This window comes from Wolbachia endosymbiont (group A) of Bombylius major (assembly GCF_947251895.1).
GTDB classification, from domain to species: domain Bacteria; phylum Pseudomonadota; class Alphaproteobacteria; order Rickettsiales; family Anaplasmataceae; genus Wolbachia; species Wolbachia pipientis.
Map to the genome: position 1 here is coordinate 1,226,268 of NZ_OX366395.1, position 21,433 is coordinate 1,247,700.

The window sequence follows — 21,433 nt, forward strand, 5'->3', positions numbered from 1 at the left end:
TAAGTTGGGCTTGTAATTAATGAGTCCTATACTTATATATTCTTATATCAGATAATATTTACAATGGGGTACTCATTATGGGAAGAGCAATAGGCATAGATCTTGGAACAACAAATTCTTGTGTTGCAATAATGCAGGGCAAGGATACAAAGGTAATAGAAAATAAAGAAGGGGCAAGAACTACCCCATCTATAGTTGCATTTACTTCGTCAGGAGAAAGGTTGATTGGCGCTCCTGCAAAAAGACAAGCAACCACCAATGCAAGTAATACCTTTTTTGCTACTAAGAGATTAATAGGCCGTCAATATGGTGATTCTGAAATCAAAAATCTAAACGTGCCGTATAAAGTGTTTGCAGCAAAAAGTGGTGATGCATGGGTTAAAACAACTGATAATAAAGAATATTCTCCTAGTCAAATTGGTGCATTTATACTACAAAACATGAAAGAGGCAGCAGAAGCTTATCTTGGGGAGGAAGTAAAAGATGCTGTGATAACAGTGCCAGCATACTTCAACGACTCTCAACGTCAAGCAACAAAAGATGCAGGAAAAATTGCCGGATTAAATGTACTCAGAATAGTAAATGAACCGACTGCTGCAGCACTTGCTTATGGTCTTGATAAGAAACATGGGCACACAATAGTAGTATATGACCTTGGTGGTGGTACATTTGACGTTTCAATACTTGAAATAGGCGATGGAGTTTTCGAAGTGAAAGCGACAAACGGTGATACCCATCTTGGAGGTGAAGACTTTGATAATGGAGTAGTGAGTTATTTACTAGATGAATTCAAGAAAAGTAATGGTATTGATTTGAGAAATGATCCAATGGCTATGCAAAGAATCAAAGAAGCTGCTGAAAAAGCAAAAATTGAATTATCAAGCGCAATGGAAACGGAAATAAATCTACCGTTTATTACAGCTGATGCAAGTGGCCCAAAACACTTAAATATGAAATTAACGAGAGCAAAACTTGAAAGTTTAGTGAATGATTTAATCGAAAGAACTATAGCTCCTTGTAAAAAAGCTCTTGAGGATGCTGGTTTGTCTGCTAGTCAAATTGGCGAAGTGGTTCTCGTTGGTGGCATGACTCGTATGCCAAAAGTTATAGAAAAAGTTAAAGAATTATTTGGCAAAGATCCACATAGAGGAGTTAACCCTGATGAAGTTGTAGCAATTGGAGCTGCAATACAGGCGGGGATCATTCAAGGTGATGTAAGAGATGTGTTACTACTTGATGTGACTCCACTTTCTCTTGGTATTGAAACTCTAGGAGGAGTATTCACTCCACTTATTGAGCGTAATACTACAATTCCTACTAAAAAATCTCAAGTATTTTCAACTGCAGAAGACAACCAAACAGCTGTTACAATCAAGGTGCATCAGGGTGAAAGAAAACTGGCAGTTGATAATAAACTACTTGGCCAGTTTAGTTTGGAAGGAATACCCCCTGCTCCGCGCGGAAGGCCACAAATTGAAGTAACATTTGATATAGATGCAAATGGAATAGCGCACGTTTCTGCAAAAGATAAAGCTACTGGAAAAGAGCAAAAAATACGCATTCAATCTTCAGGTGGTCTATCTGATGATGAAATAAATCGCATGGTAAAAGAAGCTGAAGAAAAAGCGCAAGAAGATGAAAAGCGCAAAAAGTTTATTGAAGTGAAGAATCAAGCGGATAGCTTAGTCCATTCTACAGAAAAGTCTCTGACAGAGTATGGTGATAAAGTCTCACCTGAAGATAAATCTGCTATTGAAAGTGCACTGAATGAACTGAAAGAGGCTAGTAAATCTGATAATATTGATGACGCTGATTCAATACAGCAGAAAGTTACTAATCTTTCTCAATTATCTATGAAACTTGGAGAAGCTATGTATCAAGCATCTCAACAAAATAGTGCTGAAAATGGCTTTTCATCAGAAGGAAATCCAAATGATAAAGAGGAAAAAGTAGTAGATTCTGATTATCAAGACATAGATAATAAAGAAGAGAATAAGTAATTGCGATTGTCATCCAAGTAGCTGATACTGGGATGACAAGAGGAGCATATTGTTGCTTAAAGAAACCATTATGGATATTATTAAAACAATAGAAGAAAAGATACGCGATTCGATAGATGTAATTGATATCAACATTATCGATGAATCAGCAAAGCATGCTGATCATTACTTTGCTTCATCTTCAACATTACCTTCGCACATTAAATTAATATTAATATCTGACGGCTTCATTGGAATGAGCGTTCTAAAAAGACACAAGTTGATTTATGAGTTATTGAAGGGTGAGATAGAGCTAATACATGCAATTTCTCTTCACTTGTATACGCAAGATGAGTACAATTTAAAAAATAAATAATAAAAATGTGAAGGAAGAGTCTTTATTAGTTAAAGCAGGAAGAAAATTTAATGACTATAAAGGTTCTATGAACCCGCCAGTTTATCATTCTTCTACCATATTATTCCCTACTTACAAGGGCTACTTAAATGCAGCAAATGGAGAAAGTATATACGATGTAATCAACGATGGTGTTGCAAGAGATTACAGCTATAGTAATGTTGGTACTCCCACTGTCCATTATCTTTCAAATGCACTTGCTGAAATTGAAGGGAGTGGACAAGCGTTAATCTACCCTTCCGGACTATTTGCACTTACTTTTGCTATTTTGACTTTCACTAAAGCAGGTTCTCATGTTTTAATTCAGGATAACAGTTATTACCGACTCAAGAGATTTGCCGAAAATGAGCTACCAAAAAGGGGAATAGAAGTAACTTTTTATGATCCAACACAGGATATAACTGACTTAATTCAGAGTAATACTTCATTGATAATGATCGAGACTCCTGGTTCTGTAACGTTTGAGATTTCGAATATAGAGCATATAGTAAAAGTTGCTAAAGAACGTGGAATCGTAACCGTTTGCGACAATTCATGGGCCACTCCTTTGTTATTTAAGCCGCTTGATTATGGAATTGATGTTGCACTATATGCGGTGACAAAGTATCTAGCCGGTCACTCAGACTTATTGATGGGGGCTATTATTGCTGAAGGTGAAATTTTTAAATTGCTTTATGAGAGCTATAAAAATTATGGAGTAACCATTCAATCGCACGACTGCTACCTTGCACATAGGGGACTTAGAACATTGTACACACGTATGAAAAGGCACCAAAATACAGCAATGGAAGTGGCAAAGTGGCTAGAAAAACATTCAAAAATCAAAAAAGTTTTGTATCCAGCACTTCCCTCCCATCCTCAACACGAATTATGGAAAAGTTACTTTAAAGGAGCAAGCGGCGTATTCAGTATAGTATTGGGTAGAGAATATTCATGTGAAGAACTAAGCTGCATGGTTGATCATATGAAAATTTTTGGTATCGGTGCTTCTTGGGGAGGGTGCGACAGTTTGATATTACCAGTAGATCGTAGATCTATGTCAAGATCTGTAATGAATTCAGATTATGGTGGAAGTTTTATACGGATATTTTGTGGACTGGAAGATCCTGAAGATTTAATCTCTGATTTAAATGCTGCACTAGCAAGGTTGCCATGTTTGAACACTAAAACTGGCAGAGTAAAACATGAAACTGAGAGAGTTACTGCATAACATTATTGATGTTAACTTTGATATTGAAATCAAGGGCGTTACATGTAATCCCAATAGAGTAAAGGAAGGTTATCTTTTTGTTTGTGTGTCTGCGGTGTCATTCCAGCGCGTGACGCTGGAATCTAGAAAACCAGCATGTATCCAGATTTTTCCTACTGAATCCCAGTATCACGCACACGACTGTGTAGACGTTGTCATACAAGGAACCAAAAAAGATGTCATCCCAGTGCTTGACTACTTGGATCCAGAAAATTTAATTGCAAATGAACACACTAAGCAATTGCATAATAAAAACTGGATTCCAGTGTCAGCTACTTGCATGACAAATACTCCGAGTTTTGCAGTGCTTGACCACCCAAACCCTCAAGAAATATACAGCGAAATAGTCAGCAGGTTTTATCAATTCAAACAGCCCAAATATGTTGCTGCTGTAACTGGTACAAATGGTAAAACTTCAGTAGTAGAATTTTGCCGCCAGATCTGGCAAAACTCTGGCTATAATGCTGCGTCTATTGGAACACTTGGAACATGCATCAATAATGGCAGAAAAGGTAATAGCAACAGCCTTACCACTCCAGGTGCAGAAGACCTTTACGCAACATTGCGTGGTATAAGTGTAGAACACTTAGTGTTGGAATCATCAAGTCATGGGATTGATCAATACAGAATCCATGGATTAAAGTTGAGTGCTGCAGCTTTTACTAATTTCTCGCAAGATCATTTAGATTACCATAAAAATCTTGGTGAATATTTAGAAACTAAAAAAAGGCTGTTTTACGAGGTATTACCAGAAGGAAAAACAGTAATTTTAAATGCGGATATAAATGAGTACCATGCATTGCTTAAAATAGCTGAAAAACGCAGCAACAAAGTTATCACCTATGGAAAAACAGGCTCTAACATTACTTTATTAAAGCAGATACCAACTCCTGATGGTCAATACCTGACAATTAAAATTGGTGATGAAATTCATGAGACGTTTTTCCAAATTTTGGGGCAGTTTCAGGCATATAACCTGCTATGTGCAATTGGTATATCTGGATTAAATTACAGAGAAATATCTATAGACAAACTCGTTTCTCCACTGGGAAGAATGGAGAAAGTAGAACCTTTTGCATTTGTGGATTACGCGCACACTCCAAGTGCGCTTAAACAAGCCCTATTATCTTTAAAATGGCACTTCAATAAAAAAATAATTCTAGTTTTTGGTTGTGGTGGAAATCGCGATCAGACGAAACGTTCAGAAATGGGCAAAATAGCACAAATGTATGCAGATAAAGTAATAATTACAGATGATAATCCGCGTGATGAAGATCCGGCAAAAATTCGCCACGATATTTTGCTACATTGCCCTGATGCACTGGAGATAGGAGGTAGGAGAGAAGCTATAGAGAAAGGCGTAGATATTGCCTATAACGAGGGTATGATTCTGCTAGTTGCAGGAAAGGGAAATGAGAAATTTCAAATTATAGGCAACCAAACTTTTGAATTTAGTGATGTTGAAGTTATTAAAAATCACGTTTTAACCTGCTGATTTTCGCAATGGGCTTACCTCCGCTAATGTGCGAATATTGAAGCAAAAGTGATGTCATCCCAGTGTCAAGCACTGGGATGACACCCTCCTTGGCAAACAATGTTCGTACAGCTATGTGCGTGACGCTGGCGTTGGAATCTAGAAAAAAATAGATCCAAGTAGTCAAGCTACTTGGATGACACTGACTGCTAATTTTTTATGCAAGAGGTCCAATCATTTACCGTTCTTGCAAGTGATAGCACTCTCACTTCTTTTGCACCGGAGTTTAAAATTTCCTGAGAGCAAGATCTTACAGTTGCTCCGGTTGTTACCACATCATCAACTAATATCACGATTTTATTTTTGATAATTTTCTTGTTGCTTGTTTTAAAAGCCTTCTTTAAGTTTTTTTCACGCTGTTTAAGTGAAAGACCAGCTTGAGGCGCAGTATGGCGAAGGCGTTTTATTGCAAATGGCGTATAGGATAAATTGGACAACTTACTCAATTCTTTTGCAAGCAGTGCTGCTTGATTATATTTACGTTTAAACAAGCGCATTTTATGTAACGGTATAGGAATTATGATCTCTGCGTTCTGAAATGTATCCTGATTAGCTTGGTGTATTCACTTTGCATAGATTTTTACGTAATTCAAATTATCAAAAAATTTGAAATTTATAATCATGTTTCTACTATGTTGATCATAAGCAAAAACTGATCTTAATACTTTAAACGGTGGAGGATTGATGATGCACTTGCCACACGTATAAATATTGTCTGAGATTACTACGCCACAAACATTGCAGTAATGCTTAGTTAGAAAATTGATTTTTTTGTTGCATTCACTACACAGATTAAGATTTTCATCAATGATACATTCGCAACTTACGCATACGCTTGGAAATATGAGATTTGTAGCTTTTTTTAGTAAGAGAAGGTTCACAACTCATTAAATATATTATAAAATAATTTATATAGTATAGCTAAAGTAACTTAAGCTTACACTCTTTCACTTTTTATTCCATTTCAATATAGTTCATGCTGCTGAAAAGCAGAACTTATAACTCAGTTTGTGGTATACCATTGACTGAAGTAGTCTTTGAATTATCCTTAGATAAGAATTGATGTTTTTCTGGCTCCTGTATTTCACTCAACTTACTTTGCGCTTTGTCACAAGCCCACATAAGTGGCGTTATGATTGACGCGTCAGCCCAAACGATAGCAGCGCAAGCATAATTTACAATCTTGTTAAATACTCTAGCTACTGCACTAGCACACTCTTGCCCAGCACTTAAAAATGCATTTGAATGATCAACTAATGATTGTGTACTTGCTTTTAAACAATAGTTCCCTGTTGTTTTTGACAACAACTTAATTGGTAAGTATGACGAATATGCCACTAACAAAAATAAAGGCTGCAATATTATGCTGGCTGCTAAAATAGCACTCAGTGCACAGAATGAATACACTTTCTCTGCTCTGTAACCCACGTATTCACAATTATCATTGTTTTTATAATACTTGTTATAATCGTCTTTACTCTCAACTCCACAAATTACATCTTTTACAGGTCCTAATACATTATCAACATAATGCACAGATTTATAGAAACTATCTTCTAGAACTAGTGTGTAATTTTTTGCTCTCTTAGCAGGTACAACTCCATATTCAACGTACCTTCTAAAGTATCGATATACTTACATTACCCTCTCCAAATCATAAATATGCAACATAGTCAATAATGATTAAGAAATAGTTTATAATAAATATGTTTTAAGATACCTGCCTGTAACACTTTCTGGAATTTTTACCACTTCTTCTGGAGTTCCAGTAGCAATCACTTCTCCGCCTTTTATTCCGCCCTCTGGTCCGATGTCTATTATATAATCTGCAGTTTTTATAACGTGCAAATTGTGCTCGATAACTATAACAGTGTTTCCCAGATCGACTAATCTATGGAGTATTTTTAGTAAGTTATTTATATCTTCAAAGTGTAATCCAGTTGTTGGTTCATCAAGAATATACAATGTTCTTCCGGTAAATCGTTTTGATAGTTCTTTGGACAGCTTTATTCGTTGTGCTTCACCCCCAGACAACGTTGTTGACGACTGTCCGAGTTTTATATAGCCAAGTCCCACTTCCTGCAAAGAAACCAACTTTTCTTTTACCATTGGAAGGTTTTCAAAAAAACCACAAGCTTGATCTATCGTCATATCAAGCACATCAGAGATTGATTTTTCTTTATAAGTAACTTCCAATGTTTCCCGATTATACCTTCGCCCTTTACATTGCTCACACTTCACATAAACGTCCGGTAGAAAATGCATCTCTATCTTTAAGTGCCCATCACCCTTACAAGCCTCACACCTTCCCCCTCTGGTATTAAATGAAAATCGGCCTATATTATATCCCCTTGCTTTTGACTCTGGAAGACCAGCAAACCAATTTCTTATATGAGTGAACATACCAACATATGTTGCTGGATTTGACGCCGGAGTTCTACCAATTGGCGACTGATCAACTTCTATAATTTTATCTACGTATTCAAGACCTTCTATCTTATCGCATTGGCCATACCTTGCAGACGAATGATGTATCTTATGTGCTGAATATTTATATAACGTTTCTATGACTAAACTTGATTTTCCTCCTCCTGATATTCCAGTAACACAAATAAGATTCCCTATAGGAAATTTAACGTTTACATTTTTTAAGTTATTTTCACATGCATTTATTACTTTTATGAACTGAGTTGCTTGCTTTCTTCTCCTTGGAATTAAAATTTTTTTCTCTCCACTCAAATATTGCCCTGTTATGCTCCCTGAATTTCTTTGCACCTGGTCTGGTGTTCCTTCTGCAACAACTTTTCCACCATTTACGCCAGCTCCAGGACCAATATCAATCGCATAATCAGCAGCCATTATTGTATCTTCATCATGCTCAACAACGATTACAGTGTTACCCATGTCTCTTAAGTTTTTTAGTGTGGCAATTAACCGATCATTATCACATTGATGAAGGCCAATCGAGGGTTCATCAAGAACATATAAAACCCCCGTTAATCCTGAGCCAATTTGCGAAGCAAGTCTGATCCTCTGACTCTCGCCGCCAGAGAGAGTGCTAGATTCTCGATCAAGCGTTAGGTAATTCAACCCTACATTCTTTAAAAATGTTAGCCTCTTGATTATTTCACTTAGTATTTTATTTGAGATTTGCTTCTGTTGTTCTGTGAGCTTGTCTGACAAATTTTCAAACCACTTAAGGGATTCATCGATACTAAGCCCTGATATTTCACCTATATGTTTGCTATCAATTTTTACTGTAAGCGCTTCTTTTCTCAATCTATAGCCAGTGCATTCTCTGCAGTGAGTAACAGAGCAATATCGCTCAACAAGCGTTTCATCATAATCCATCTGGTTTTCTAAGATACTGACCAAACCTTGAAATTTACCGAAGCCAAAGAGTATCATATCTTTTACTTCTTGATCTATGTTCTTCCACGGAATATCAAGGTTAAATTTGTAGTTTTCAGCCAGTGATAGAATTGCACTTTTTAGAAATCCATAACCTGTGTGCACTTGACGGAACATTGATCCCACTGGCTTTAAAGCACCCTCAGATATTGAAAGAGTTTCATCCGGTACTATTAGCTTTATATCAACACTTAGTTTTTTACCAAGCCCATTACACGAACCACATGCACCGTAAGGGCTGTTAAAAGAAAATAATCTTGGTTCTATTTCCTCAAGAGTGAAACCAGACTCGGGGCATGCAAAATTCTCTGAAAAAGTCAGAATTTGACCATTTTTATACTCGGAATTATGGTTGTCAGGTAGGTTTACTATTTCTACATACATTAGACCATTACCAAGTTTTAGTGCGGATTCTATACTACTTGGCAGTCGATTTCCTATATCGCCCAATATTGATATTCTATCTGCAACCACAAAAACGTCGTGTTTCTTGTTCTTATCGAGTTTAGGCAAGTCATCTACATTGTACACTTCACCATCTATTTTGAACCTTACGTAACCTTGTCTTTTAATTTCCAATATCTCTTTAAGATGTTCTCCCTTTCTACCACGCACAACAGGGGCAAGTATATATATCTTAGTTTCTAAAGGTAACGCAATTATAGTATCTACAATTTGAGACACCGTTTGTTTTGTTATTGGTAATCCAGTTGCAGGTGAATAAGGAACTCCTATTCGTGCATATACTAAGCGCAAGTAATCGTAAATTTCGGTAACAGTTCCAACGGTTGACCTTGGATTTTTTGAGATAGATTTCTGGTTGATAGATATTGCAGGAGAAAGACCTGTAATCGACTCAACATCTGGTTTATCCTGAATGTTGAGAAATTGACGTGCGTAAGCTGATAGGCTTTCAACGTACCGGCGTTGGCCTTCCGCATAAATTGTATCAAAAGCAAGGCTAGACTTGCCAGAACCACTAAGCCCAGTTATAACAACCAGCTTATTTTTCGGTATATTGACGTCTACACCTTGCAGATTATGTTCCCTTGCGCCCTTAACTCTGATAAAATCGTCCATATTATACCATATAGCGTATTAATCATTATAGCCTCAAAATACGTGAATTTATAGTGATATATTGATTTTCTATTGATTTTTTCAACTGTTACGGAAAATTAGGCAGCGTTTGATAAATCGTCATTCCGCTACTTGTTAGCGGCTGAGATACCGCGACGGTATGACGGTTAAGTAGGCCAGTGGCCCCTATGATGTCATCCCAGTGTCAAGCACATAGCTGTACGAACGTTGTAGTTTAGGAGCAATTCCCACCAGTGGGGTGTCATCCAAGTGCCCAGACACTGGTTCTATGCAACTTAATTAAAAACGTTTGTTTTAGCGTAAGACAACTACCTTTAGCTCATCAGCTCAGTTATAAGCAAAATTTCTGGATTCCAGACTGGAATGACACCTCCCTGATAGGCTCAAATCATAATGTTTGTACAGTTGTGGGTTTAGGCTACCTATAAATTCTAAACTGTTGTTACGCACCAAATACACCCCCAGGACCCAAAGTCAATTTAGCTATATCAGAAAACAGGTTATGTGGAAATCTTAAAATACTTGTATCTTCAAGGAGTAGGGCATTGTAGCTAAAATGTCTTGCAGGGAAGGTGAAGCCGATAAATTACTTATGCCAAAAAGGCTGACAAAAAGATTTTGCTCCCTTCCCATATAGAGTTAAAAGACAGAACAGTATCTTTGGAATTATATCCCGTATCACAAGGTTAGTCTAACTCTCAACTTTATTTATAGTTTTGGAGGCTGGTTTATGCAAGCAAATGTTATTTTAGGTGTAGATATTGCTAAAAAAAAATTTGATGTTTGTTTATTGATAGGCAGTAAAGAGCGACATAAAGTTTTTCGCAATAACAAGGAAGGTTTTGAAAAGCTTGTAGCTTGGTGTAATAATCACGGAGCAGTCCTTATTCATCTCTGCCTAGAAGCGACTGGTTGTTACAGTGAAGATATAATTATTTTTATGTATGACCTTGGACATAATGTAAGTGTGGTAAACCCTGCTCAAATCAAGGCTTTTGGCAAAAGTGAGCTACTCAGAAACAAAACAGATAAGTCAGATGCTGCCATGATTGCTAGGTTTTGTATTGCTAATAAACCTAATCTTTGGAAACCTGCTCCTACTGAAATCAAGCGTTTAAGAGATCTCTATCGTTGTTTGCAAGCACTTAAAGACGACAAGTTACAACAGATGAATCGCTTGGAAAATAAAAATATGGATTACCGTTGTAAGCAAGCCATACTTGAAGTAGTTGCTACAATAGAAACAGAAATTTCTGCTATAGAAAAAGAGATTTGTGAGCATGTTAATAACCATTCACACCTAAAAAATATGATAGAAAACATCAAGACTGTAAAAGGTATAGGACATCTTACTGCTGTTGCTATCGTTGCAGAAATGCCATCTGTTGATAATTTTGATAATGCTAGACAATTTACAGCCTTTGCCGGTCTAAATCCTGAATATTACCAATCAGGTTCATCTGTCAGTAAAAAAAGTAGAATATGTAAAATAGGATCCGAGCGTATCCGCAAGGCTCTTTATATGCCAGCTATAGTAGTCAAAAACCGTAATCCTCACTTTCAAAAATTTTGCCAGCGTTTAGCAAATAAAAGAAAATGTTCAATGGTTATAATTGTTGCGTTAATGAGAAAACTAATGCATATATTTTTTGGTATTCTTAAAAAGAATCAACCATTCAATGGTGATTTGGTAAAATAATGTTAACAGTTATACTCAACACTTTTGAGCACTTAGTATAGAGCACCATGCCTAAAGTGTTGGTACTATAGTAGATTACATTGTATCATTTTACTTTGACTTTAAACAAAACTGCCTGGTGAATAGCTAGTGTAACTGTGTATAAGTACGCCTACACAAACTCAAAGTACTTATACACAGTTACATTGATGTATAGAAGGCTAAATTAAGTTTTTTGTTGTTTTTTATCCTTTTTAGCTAAATAATTTATTGACAGTAAAGACAGTATCTTTTTGTTCGCCAAGCAAAATAAATACATTCCTACAAACAAGCAGATGCTCAATACTGACGCATAAGAAAACTTAAAAATTAAATCTCTAATATATATTGATAAGCATTTACCTGCAGAAAATTTGTATAGTAATCCAACACATACAACGGCACTATCAACCACTGATGCTATAATTAAAGTAATGAAATTTGCCATATGAAAATTCAACTTGGACTTCAATTTTTCAAAAATAATTATGCTTGAGAGAAGAGAGACTAAAATTGCAGTATATGAAATCAATATCATCAAACTAAAACTTTGCAATTTAAAAACACAACATAGCACTGTACACACTATTAAACTGTACGTAGCTTTACTTTTGCCATAAAATTCAACTATTGAATTTACAACTAAAGCAGCTCCCACAAATAAGGCAGCACATATCATCAATTTATTTGAAGTGTTGAGTAAAGAAAGACTGATAAACAGGAGTATCGATAAAATAGACATAATTACCTACCCAAAATTAATAACATACATTCATTCTAAATAAACATTACATATAGTAAAAGAGTTATTTAGCATAATAAGAAAAATATTTTATATTAGCATGCCACATCTTTCAGATCTACTTTTAAAACATCCTTTATGTTTAGCACCTTTTTCTCTGTTACTTTACCAATGCATGAAAAAACTACACCTTTAAACAATTCTTCAAACCTCTTCTGGCTTTGTGGTGCAATAGTAACCAAGATTCTACTTTGCGATTCAGAAAACATTATTATCTTGTTTATTATGTCTGTATTTTGTGTTTCTCCTATTGGCACTAGTGAAAGATCGATTTCAGCACCAAGGTCTCCTGCAATTAGTGATTTTGCCAGAGCAATAATTAATCCGCCTAAGTTTGGTGCAATTGCAGAGGCAATTATGCCATCTTTTATTGCCTGGTTGTAACGCTCATACAACTTCCTAGCGCTCTTTGCATCAACTTTTGGTACGTTGTTATTACCTATTCCACTATATAACTGATATTCAGATCTACCAAGTTCATCAAGTGTTTCTCCAAGTACATATATCAAGTCTCCCGGCATTTTCACATCAAGCGATACCGCATTTTCAATATTTTCTATAATTCCAATTGCTGAGATGAGTAATGAAGGTGGTGCAGAGATTATCACTTTCTCGCCATTTTCATCATATCCCTTGAAGTCATTGAACATACTGTCTTTTCCGGATATGAATGGTGTTTTAAATGCAGTTGCAAAGTCGTAACAAGCCTCTGCAGCTCTCTTTAGTTGCCACAACCTTTCTGGATTATAAGCATCACACCAACAAAAATTGTCAAGCAACGCTAGATGATTTATATTTCCTCCTGCAGCTACGTAGTTGCGTATGGCAGTGTCAATCGCACATGCTGCCATGTGATAAGTGTCAATTTCTCCATAACTTGAGCCAAATCCTTGCGATTTTACAACACCTTTATTTGAAGAAAGGATTGGTCTTGAAACAATAGCTTCACTGCACACTCTTCCCTTGCCCTGCAGTGGTTTCAGCACTGACGACCCTTGAACCTCATGATCATATTGCACCACTATGAACTCTTTGCTGCAAATGTTTGGTCTGCTCAGCATTTCTTTTAGTTCAGTTTCTTGGCTTGATGTCATGCAAGTAGCTGACACTGGGATCCATTCTCCAGTCCACGGCTTTGTCTGTAAATGCACTTTGGGATTACCATCATGCAGAAATTCAGTTTCGATGTCCATTATTGGTGGAGAAGAAGAGAGTTGAACCTTAGCCCTCTTGCTATCATTGAATTCTCCAATCATACAAACCTCCACATCATGTTTTTTCATGATTTGTTTAAACATAGGGAGATTTTCTTCTGGCACTGCTAAGGTCATTCTCTCTTGTGATTCTGATATCCATATTTCCCACGGAGCCATACCATCGTTTTTAAGGAGAACCTTGCTCAAATCAACTTCAAATCCGTCTTTTCCCATTTCACCAATGGACGATGATAGACCGCCTGCTCCATTATCCGTTATTGCATTATAAAGACCAAGCTCTCTTGCTTTTATGACGGCATTGGATAGTTTTTTTTGTGTTATGGGGTCGCCAATTTGCACAATCGTTGAAGGGCTGTTTCCTGACAAAGCCTCTGAAGAAAACGTTGCACCGTGAATTCCATCTCTTCCAACTCTTCCACCAATAATTACGATTTTATCGCCGTTTTTAGGCCCTTTGATGTGTGAAGGTACATTATTTATACTGCGCGGAATAATTCCGACACTGCCAACAAAGACTAACGGCTTGCCACAAAATCTATCGTCAAAATATACCGATCCAAGTTGTGTTGGAATACCAGAACAGTTGCCAGCAACATTAACACCGTGAATCACTTCTTTCATTATATATTTTGGCGGTAAGATCTCATCAGTGCGCTCTTTATCCCTATAAAATTTGCCTTTTGCTTCTTTGGCAAAGCAAAAGTAATAGGTATTCATTATAGGCTCTGCGCCTTTACCGAAACCAACTATATCACGATTTACTCCAAGTACCCCAGTCATTGCTCCACCAAACGGATCAAGCGCTGAAGGGCTATTGTGAGTTTCAACTTTATCTACGATTAAGTAATCGTCATTAAAAATTATTCCTCCGGCATTGTCGGAGAAAACTGACACGCATATGTCAGAATTTATCTCACGCGTTGCACGCTTAATATAATGTGCGTATAGGCCATCTTTTATTTCATCAATGGGAGAGGAGAAAATGTTGTGCTTGCAATGTTCAGACCAAGTTTGTGCTAGGGACTCAAGTTCAATATCATATGGATTTCTATTAAGTTTTTTAAAGTAATCCTTTATAGCTTTCATTGCTGCCAGCGAGAGCCCTAAAGTGCCATTACCATCGATTCCATCTCTGCTGATTTTCTCAAGTTCTTGGTCACTTACATTGAGGTCAACGGACTTACCATCTGGTGTCATTCCAGTGCTCTCTTCTGTCATCTCAGCCTTTTTTTCTGTCATCCCAGTGCTTGACACTGGGATCCATTCTTTTTTTTCCTGGTCACGCGCTGGAATGACACCGGAGTGGGTATCTCCAGCTCTCCCTTCTGTCATTCCTGTTTCCCCCTCTGTCATTCCAGTGCTTGACACTGGAATCCAGTTTTCATTATACAATTGCTTGAAATTTTCTGGATCCCAGTGTCTGGGCACTGGGATGACACCAGGTGGGGTATTCAATTTACCATAATATTTCCAGCTATAGTTATTATTTTCTTTACAGATAAGCGTGCAATACTCAGTGATAGGGTTGAATTCTTGTTTTATATCATCTTCAGTTGCTTGACTTAGAATCAATTTTGAACTTCTTGTTTTGATATAAACATTTTCATCAATGTAGTCCTTGTTTATTAAATATTCTCTAACAATTTGTTTCGCTGTGTTGCCTACATTATCGGTCATGCCAGGTAAAAAGCTTATTTCCAAGCCCCACTTTGCTCGTGGTTCTATGAAATCATACTGAACTTCTTCAAGATTTTCATTGTAGGAATAGTAACGGCAGTCTTGTATGACTTTATTATAAAATAGCTCACAAATTTCTTCATATAATTTTGGTGGTAATTCTTTGTGTATATAAATCGAGTAAACGTTGACTAACCATCTGCAGCCAACTTGCTCACATTTATTTAAAACTTCTATTCTGATGTTTATCATGTAATGTTATAAAAGATTTTAATATATAATAGCATACAAGCACGTTTATATTTTGAATAATTTCTATACAATAAAAGTATTGTATTAATTGTTACTGTTAGTGGGAAGAGTTTTTACCGTTAATGTGGATGAATCCCTTTTCGATGTGCTGGTTCAGCATATATTTTCTGAATATGAAAGAGAAAAAATCCCTGAAGTAAAGATCATACTTCCTTGCAAGAGGGATGTGATAGCGCTGCTGAGTGCATTCAAGAATTATAACGCTAAAAAATGCATAATTTTGCCAGAGATAGTTTCGCTAGAGAACATCGATGAGGAGGATTTAATATTAAATCTTGATAGAGTCAAAGTTATCAAGCCAACAAAAAGGACGCTGCTACTCATTCAATTCATATTGGAGTGGAATAGAAAAAATAATGATAATTTTCCAATTGATTTAGCTTATAGCCTGCCATCATTGCTTGATAAAATTCAGTATACCCAAATGGCAGAGTTCGATGAACATTCAAAAAAAATAGAAAGTTTCATAAATTTACTTATTGAAACATGGAATAAAATTTTAAAAGATTTAGGAGTAGTAGATATATTAGAACATAAGAGTGATTACATAAACAGTATGATAACCTCTTTACAAAAAGACCAATATATAATCTTTGTTGGAATTGGAAAGGATAAGTCGTTAATTAAGGCTATATATGATCTGCCATTTGGAAAAATAATTTTGCCTAACCTGAATTTGAAAATTAAAGAGAAAGACTGGAAATTGCTTGATAAAAAACACTATCAATATTGCCTGAAAGATCTACTCGATTATTTAAAAGTGGATAGAAGGGATGTTAGTTTTCTGCCAGAAGCGTGTTCTGGTGTTATCCCAGTGCCCAGACACTGGGATCCAGAAAACTTAACTTTAAATGAGCGCACCAGGTGGCTGTATAATGAAAACTGGATCCCAGTGTCAAGCACTGGGATGACAGAAGAAAGGGCTGGGATAACAGGAAGTCCTGAGGAATATCTAGATTACGTCTTTGATACAACTGCCGATCTAAGCAAAGTTAGTAGTGGACATGTTGGCAATATTGAAGTCATCACTTGTGATTCCAGAGAGGAAGAAGCACAAGTGACATCATTAATTATAGAAAATGAAGGTTATGAAAACATTTCTTTGGTCGTCTTTGATAAATTACTTGCAGCTCGTATAGCATGTTTATCAAGGCAACACAGTGCCATACCGGAAAATTACCCTTATATAACGCTTCTGCTTTATAGTATCGAAGTTTTGACCTCAAATTGGAGCAGTGTGTCATTACTTTCGCTCCTTAAACATAGGCTAGTGACTTTTGGTTACACTCAAGAAGAGTACACTCGGATTTTATCTGAATTTGAAATAGAGATATTACGCAACTTTAGTACAAATGGCCTGAGCGATATTATAAATGCTATCAATGCCCATAAAAAGCTAAAATACAAAGAAGATATATTACTTATTATCAGTAAGTTAGAGGTTGTATTTAATCCTTTACTTCGTTCTATAAATTGCTCTATTTTCGATGTGGTAGCAACTCATTTGCAGTGTATTAATATATTATCTGGTATAAATTTTTCAGAGCTAAATAGTGAAATAGGTAATTTTACCTGTAATTTCTCAAATGCATGTGAGGGTGTAGGAATTAAATGCTCCTTAGAGTTATATAGCCAAATTCTGACCTTATTTTTAGAGAAAGAGTTTTTCTCTGTAGCAAGTGACTTGAATAAATTCAGCTTATATCACAACAAAGTTGTAATACTTGCTGGATTTAATGAAGCGCCAAGCTTTCAAAGTCCGCTTTTGAATGCACTTACGAGAGAAAAATTTAATCTTCCTTCTGCGCAAGAAGAGCAGGGGTATTTTTTTTATACTTTACACAATTTGTTTTGTGCAAGTAAGGTTTATATTACAAGATCGCTAAGCCATAGAAAGCCAATTCTATTGCAGCGTTTGGAAATTCTGCTCAAGGAGGGGAAGCAGCCGTATCGTGATTGGCTAAGGATATTAAATACGCCTGAATGTATTGTTCCATGTACTCAGCCTATGCCAAAACCTCAAACCGAAGTTAGAAAAGAAAAAATGCAGGTGATGTCTTGCAGTGCAATAGAAAAGCTAATTCGTAATCCTTATTCATTTTACGTTGAATATATACTGGGTCTTAAACAATTAAGAGACTTGAATTTTAAGCCATCGATATTGGAATTTGGCACTATGGTACACAACATTCTTGCAAGATATTTACGCAACAAAAAATCTCCAATGAGCATTGCACGAGAAGCATTTTCGACTAGTCAGTTTAATTTTTCAAATATGTGGTGGGTAAGACTACAAAAGATAATTCAATCTTTTGTCGAATTTGATGAAACTCGAAGCAATTATGTTGAGTTGGAAAAGAACTTTTCCTGTCCGATATTTCATATTCCAGCGCGTGACACTGGTTCTTGTGATCAGTATGAAACTGCTTGGATGACAAATAAGCCACAAGAAATTTCACTGACAGCAAGATGTGATAGAGTTGAGTATCTATCAAGTGGGCAAGTAGCAATTATAGACTATAAACTTGGTTCACCACCTTCCAATGAAGAAGTGATGTCGGGGTTTTTTCCGCAATTAATTTTACAAGCCTTAGCGGTAGAACATATAACAAAAAGAGAAGTCTCAGAACTTGCTTATTGGAAACTTGATTATGATAAAATAAAAGTTATTTCTATACAAAATTATAGATACAAAATGCAAGAATTAAAAAATGATCTGCCTGGTTTTTTATCTAACTATTTAAGTAATTCCACACCCTTTATTGCCTCTCCATATTTTGATAAATTCCTGAGATTTAACAGCTATAAACAGCTAGAAAGGGTAGGAGAGTGGTTGTAAATGGTGTCATCCGAGTACCTGACACTGGTTTCTATCCAAAAGGGTGTCATCCCAGTGCTTGACACTGGGATCCAGGAAAGTTTGCTTGTAAGCAAGCAAACTAGCATGGAAAGTTTATACTAAATGAATGTTTTTGATGAGGTTGCATAGAAGCTGGATCCCAGTGTCAAGCACTGGGATGACATCATCCTTTTTTGGATTCCAGACTGGAATGACAGCAGTCCTACGTCATACCGCCGCGGTATTTCCAGATCCCGCTAACACGTAGCGGGATGATGGTTGTCAGGGTGTTGTCCAAGTAGCCTCCTTCTTCTGTTATCCAAGTAGCCTCTTTCTTGTCATCCCAGTGCCCAGACACTGGGATCCAGGAAACTTAACTTTACACCAGGTAATAAGAACTGGATTCCAGCGTCACGCGCTGGAATGACAGCAGTCCTACGTCATACCGCGATTCATTCGCGGTATCTCAGCTGCTAACAAGAGATCCCACTAACACGTAGCGGGATGACGGTTGTCGTTTAGCCATAAACATTAAGAAATTTACCAAACGAAAAAAAAGGCAAAAGAAGCCCTGGGGTTATTATCCGCTTTAAAATATTGGCGTTTTTTATGTTTTAAACGCTTGACAAGCGAAATTCAGCTGCTTTTAATTGCAACTAACTTACGCTGCAAACGTTTAAGAAATTTACTAAGCAGAAAAAAAGACAAAGAATCCCCGAGTTAGCTAGTCTTTTACTATCTCTGTCGAGTATTGGCATTTTTTGATGTCTTGTAACGCTTTATAAGCGCGTTCAGCTTATTTAGATAAAAATCTAGATGTAGATGAAGTTTTGTAAAGACATACAGTATCTATATACTGCAAAAAATTAAACATAAGACGCCGATACATTAAGTAATCCTTACCTTTTAATCTGCAGATTGGCGAAAGCAAATACAATAGCTTCACTTTCATGATAAGGGGGCTGGCGGAGTTTGTCAAGGGATTTTTGACGAAATGATTTTGAAAGCAAAGAGCGGGAGAAGGGGTTCGAACCCTCGACCTCAACCTTGGCAAGGTTGCGCTCTACCAACTGAGCTACTCCCGCAATTAAATTAACCTAAATTTACTTAATTATAGGCATATACAGCGATTTGTAAACCCCCGTGTACACGAAAAGTGTGAGAGCCCATAAACTTGCGTGGTTCCTTCTATGATCTTTTCGTATACTTAAGGCTTATTTTTGATTATCATAAGTTTTTAATTATTCCACAAAGCTTTATGGGAATATTTTTATATAAAGACGACTTGCCAGCTAGTTCAATACCAGATGATGTAAGGTCTATAGCTCTTGATACCGAGGCAATGGGGCTACTTCATAGCAGAGATAGATTATGCCTTGTGCAGCTCTCTTTTAATGATGGCAACGCTCACTTAGTTCAACTCAAGAACGATTATACAGCGCCAAATTTGAGAAAAATATTAGAGGATAAAAATATAACTAAAATATTTCACTTCGCGCGATTTGATGTAAGCATAATACGTCATTACTTGGAAACTTGGGCACTTCCGTGCTATTGCACAAAAATAGCTTCACGTTTAGTTCGCACTTACACAGATAATCATAGCTTAAAAGAGTTATGCTTAGAGCTGCTTGATACCAAACTAAATAAGCAGCAGCAATCTTCTGATTGGGGAAATGAAAATTTAACAGACAAACAAAAAAGTTATGCTGCATCTGATGTTTTGTATCTCCATAGGATAAAGGAAAAGCTAGACTTAATGCTGGAACGTGAAAATAGAAAAGAATTGGCCCAAAAGTGCTTTGAATTTCTTCCTACTCGCATTGAGTTAGACTTAATGGGTTGGGAAAACGTGGATATCTTTAATCATCAGATATAACCATTTGTGAGAAGTTTTTTGTTTGTGCAAGACACTTTAGGGCAATTTTTCAGAAGAATTTAGTTGATTAGTTGCTAATTGGTGCGCTATATTTTACAAAAATTTAGGTATTTTATGAGTGATGATATAACATCGGTAAATGATCAAAATTTCAAATCTGAAGTCACTGACTATAAAGGGTTCGTGCTGGTAGATTTTTGGGCAGAATGGTGTGGGCCATGTAAGAGTCTAATGCCACGTATCGAACAATTGGCTAAAGACAGAAAAGGCAAGATTAAGATCTGCAAATTCGATATAGATGGAGAAACTGAAGTGCCAAGTAAGTATGGGGTTCAATCTATACCTACTTTGATTATATTTCAAGATGGTAAGGAAATTGCACGCAAAATTGGTGCAACAAATGATTTGCTAAGTTGGGTTGATAGTGAAATAAGCTAATAGACAAATTTGCTTTTGTGTGTATTATAAATATTGATAAAAGGGATTGTAGCTCAGTCGGTTAGAGCAGTTCGCTCATAACGAATTGGTCGTAGGTTCGAGTCCTACCAATCCCACCATTGTATTGATCTTAGCATGATCGTAACAATGAGAAAGCTGTAGTATATGAACTATATGTTGATATAATGGAGGAAATAATGAAATTTACTAAGTCTCTAAATAACAAGTTAGATGAATTGCACTTACTAAATCATCCATTCTACCAATCATGGAATACAGGAAGCTTAAGCTTGCAAGCTTTACAAACCTATGCTAAAGAATATTATCACCATGTTGCTGCGTTTCCTCGTTATATCAGTGGTATACATTTTTTGTGCCCAGATCTAAAAATGCGACAGGTTTTGCTTGGTAATTTGATAGAAGAAGAACAAGGTGATGAAAATCATCCAGAGTTATGGAAGCGTTTTGCTGAAGGACTTGGAGTAACACGGTCTGATCTTCTTGAAGATGCACAAGTTAAGGAGACACAAGAATTAGTTGACGGTTACTTTGATATTGTACGATCAGGTTTTGCAGCAGGTCTTGGAGCCTTGTACGCTTATGAACGTCAAACTCCAGAGGTTTCTAAGTCTAAAATTGAAGGTTTAAAAAAACACTATTCAATAAGTGATGAGCGTTCTCTTCAATTTTTTACGGTCCATATGCATGCTGATGAATGGCATTCTGAGGAGTGTGCAAATCTTATTGAAGACCTAGATGAAAAAGAGCAAGATAAAGTTATGAAGGGTGCTCAAAAGGGAGCAAAGCTCTTGTGGGGTTTTCTTGATGGAATGATGAATGCTAGCGTGTGTTAGTAGTTGTAA

General features: G+C 36.5%; 13 protein-coding genes, 2 tRNA genes and 1 pseudogene. 10 read left to right on the forward strand and 6 right to left on the reverse strand.

What is annotated here, in order from left to right; translation table 11 throughout:
• Positions 1–77 precede the first annotated feature (77 nt).
• The 4 genes from dnaK to murE all read left to right on the forward strand — a co-directional run bounded on the left by dnaK (position 78) and on the right by murE (position 5,138).
• A complete protein-coding gene (gene dnaK / locus OPR49_RS05890) occupies positions 78–2,000 on the forward strand; it encodes a molecular chaperone DnaK (protein WP_265026935.1) in 1,923 nt (640 codons plus the stop codon).
• Between the two features lie 70 nt (positions 2,001–2,070).
• Positions 2,071–2,355: a BolA family protein gene (locus OPR49_RS05895; RefSeq protein ID WP_077188332.1), complete on the forward strand. Its 285-nt coding sequence runs from the start codon at positions 2,071–2,073 to the stop codon at positions 2,353–2,355.
• A gap of 7 nt (positions 2,356–2,362) precedes the next feature.
• Entirely contained in the window at positions 2,363–3,604 is a 1,242-nt protein-coding gene (gene metC / locus OPR49_RS05900; protein ID WP_265026936.1) for a cystathionine beta-lyase, read from the forward strand.
• Entirely contained in the window at positions 3,579–5,138 is a 1,560-nt protein-coding gene (murE, locus tag OPR49_RS05905) for a UDP-N-acetylmuramoyl-L-alanyl-D-glutamate--2,6-diaminopimelate ligase (RefSeq protein ID WP_265026937.1), read from the forward strand. Before metC ends, murE begins: the two co-directional genes overlap by 26 nt.
• A gap of 188 nt (positions 5,139–5,326) precedes the next feature.
• Here the strand turns inward: murE and OPR49_RS05910 are convergent.
• The 3 genes and pseudogenes from OPR49_RS05910 to uvrA all read right to left on the reverse strand — a co-directional run bounded on the left by OPR49_RS05910 (position 5,327) and on the right by uvrA (position 9,668).
• Positions 5,327–6,058: pseudogene (locus OPR49_RS05910) on the reverse strand (ComF family protein).
• Between the two features lie 115 nt (positions 6,059–6,173).
• A complete protein-coding gene (locus OPR49_RS05915) occupies positions 6,174–6,713 on the reverse strand; it encodes a hypothetical protein (RefSeq protein WP_265026938.1) in 540 nt (179 codons plus the stop codon).
• Between the two features lie 159 nt (positions 6,714–6,872).
• Complete coding sequence (gene uvrA / locus OPR49_RS05920) at positions 6,873–9,668, reverse strand: excinuclease ABC subunit UvrA (protein WP_265026939.1); 2,796 nt, start codon at positions 9,666–9,668, stop codon at positions 6,873–6,875.
• 751 nt (positions 9,669–10,419) lie between these two features.
• On the opposite strand from uvrA, the gene OPR49_RS05925 reads away from it, so the two are divergent.
• The gene (locus OPR49_RS05925) at positions 10,420–11,388 is read left to right on the forward strand and encodes a transposase (protein ID WP_265026710.1); all 969 of its coding nucleotides are present in this window, start codon (positions 10,420–10,422) and stop codon (positions 11,386–11,388) included.
• A 205-nt stretch (positions 11,389–11,593) separates the two neighbouring features.
• Here OPR49_RS05925 and OPR49_RS05930 read toward each other — a convergent pair whose 3' ends face one another.
• Positions 11,594–12,148, reverse strand: a complete 555-nt coding sequence (locus OPR49_RS05930; RefSeq protein WP_265026940.1) for a hypothetical protein — start codon at positions 12,146–12,148, stop codon at positions 11,594–11,596.
• A 95-nt stretch (positions 12,149–12,243) separates the two neighbouring features.
• Positions 12,244–15,354: an AIR synthase-related protein gene (locus OPR49_RS05935; protein ID WP_265026941.1), complete on the reverse strand. Its 3,111-nt coding sequence runs from the start codon at positions 15,352–15,354 to the stop codon at positions 12,244–12,246.
• A 100-nt stretch (positions 15,355–15,454) separates the two neighbouring features.
• Here OPR49_RS05935 and OPR49_RS05940 point away from each other — a divergent pair, with 100 nt between their 5' ends.
• A complete protein-coding gene (locus OPR49_RS05940) occupies positions 15,455–18,253 on the forward strand; it encodes a WPE palindromic element domain-containing protein (RefSeq protein WP_265027539.1) in 2,799 nt (932 codons plus the stop codon).
• 1,012 nt (positions 18,254–19,265) lie between these two features.
• Here OPR49_RS05940 and OPR49_RS05945 read toward each other — a convergent pair.
• Positions 19,266–19,338 (reverse strand) — tRNA-Gly (locus OPR49_RS05945).
• A 173-nt stretch (positions 19,339–19,511) separates the two neighbouring features.
• Here OPR49_RS05945 and OPR49_RS05950 point away from each other — a divergent pair.
• The 4 genes from OPR49_RS05950 to OPR49_RS05965 all read left to right on the forward strand — a co-directional run bounded on the left by OPR49_RS05950 (position 19,512) and on the right by OPR49_RS05965 (position 21,424).
• Positions 19,512–20,132 (forward strand): ribonuclease D, encoded by a 621-nt coding sequence (locus OPR49_RS05950; RefSeq protein ID WP_265026942.1) that lies wholly within the window; start codon positions 19,512–19,514, stop codon positions 20,130–20,132.
• A 114-nt stretch (positions 20,133–20,246) separates the two neighbouring features.
• Positions 20,247–20,570 carry a thioredoxin gene (trxA, locus tag OPR49_RS05955; protein ID WP_182320954.1) on the forward strand — a complete coding sequence of 108 codons (324 nt, stop codon included), beginning with the start codon at positions 20,247–20,249 and terminating at the stop codon, positions 20,568–20,570.
• 42 nt (positions 20,571–20,612) lie between these two features.
• Positions 20,613–20,689, forward strand: a tRNA-Ile gene (locus OPR49_RS05960).
• A 78-nt stretch (positions 20,690–20,767) separates the two neighbouring features.
• Positions 20,768–21,424: a CADD family putative folate metabolism protein gene (locus OPR49_RS05965; protein ID WP_265026943.1), complete on the forward strand. Its 657-nt coding sequence runs from the start codon at positions 20,768–20,770 to the stop codon at positions 21,422–21,424.
• Positions 21,425–21,433: the final 9 nt, after the last annotated feature.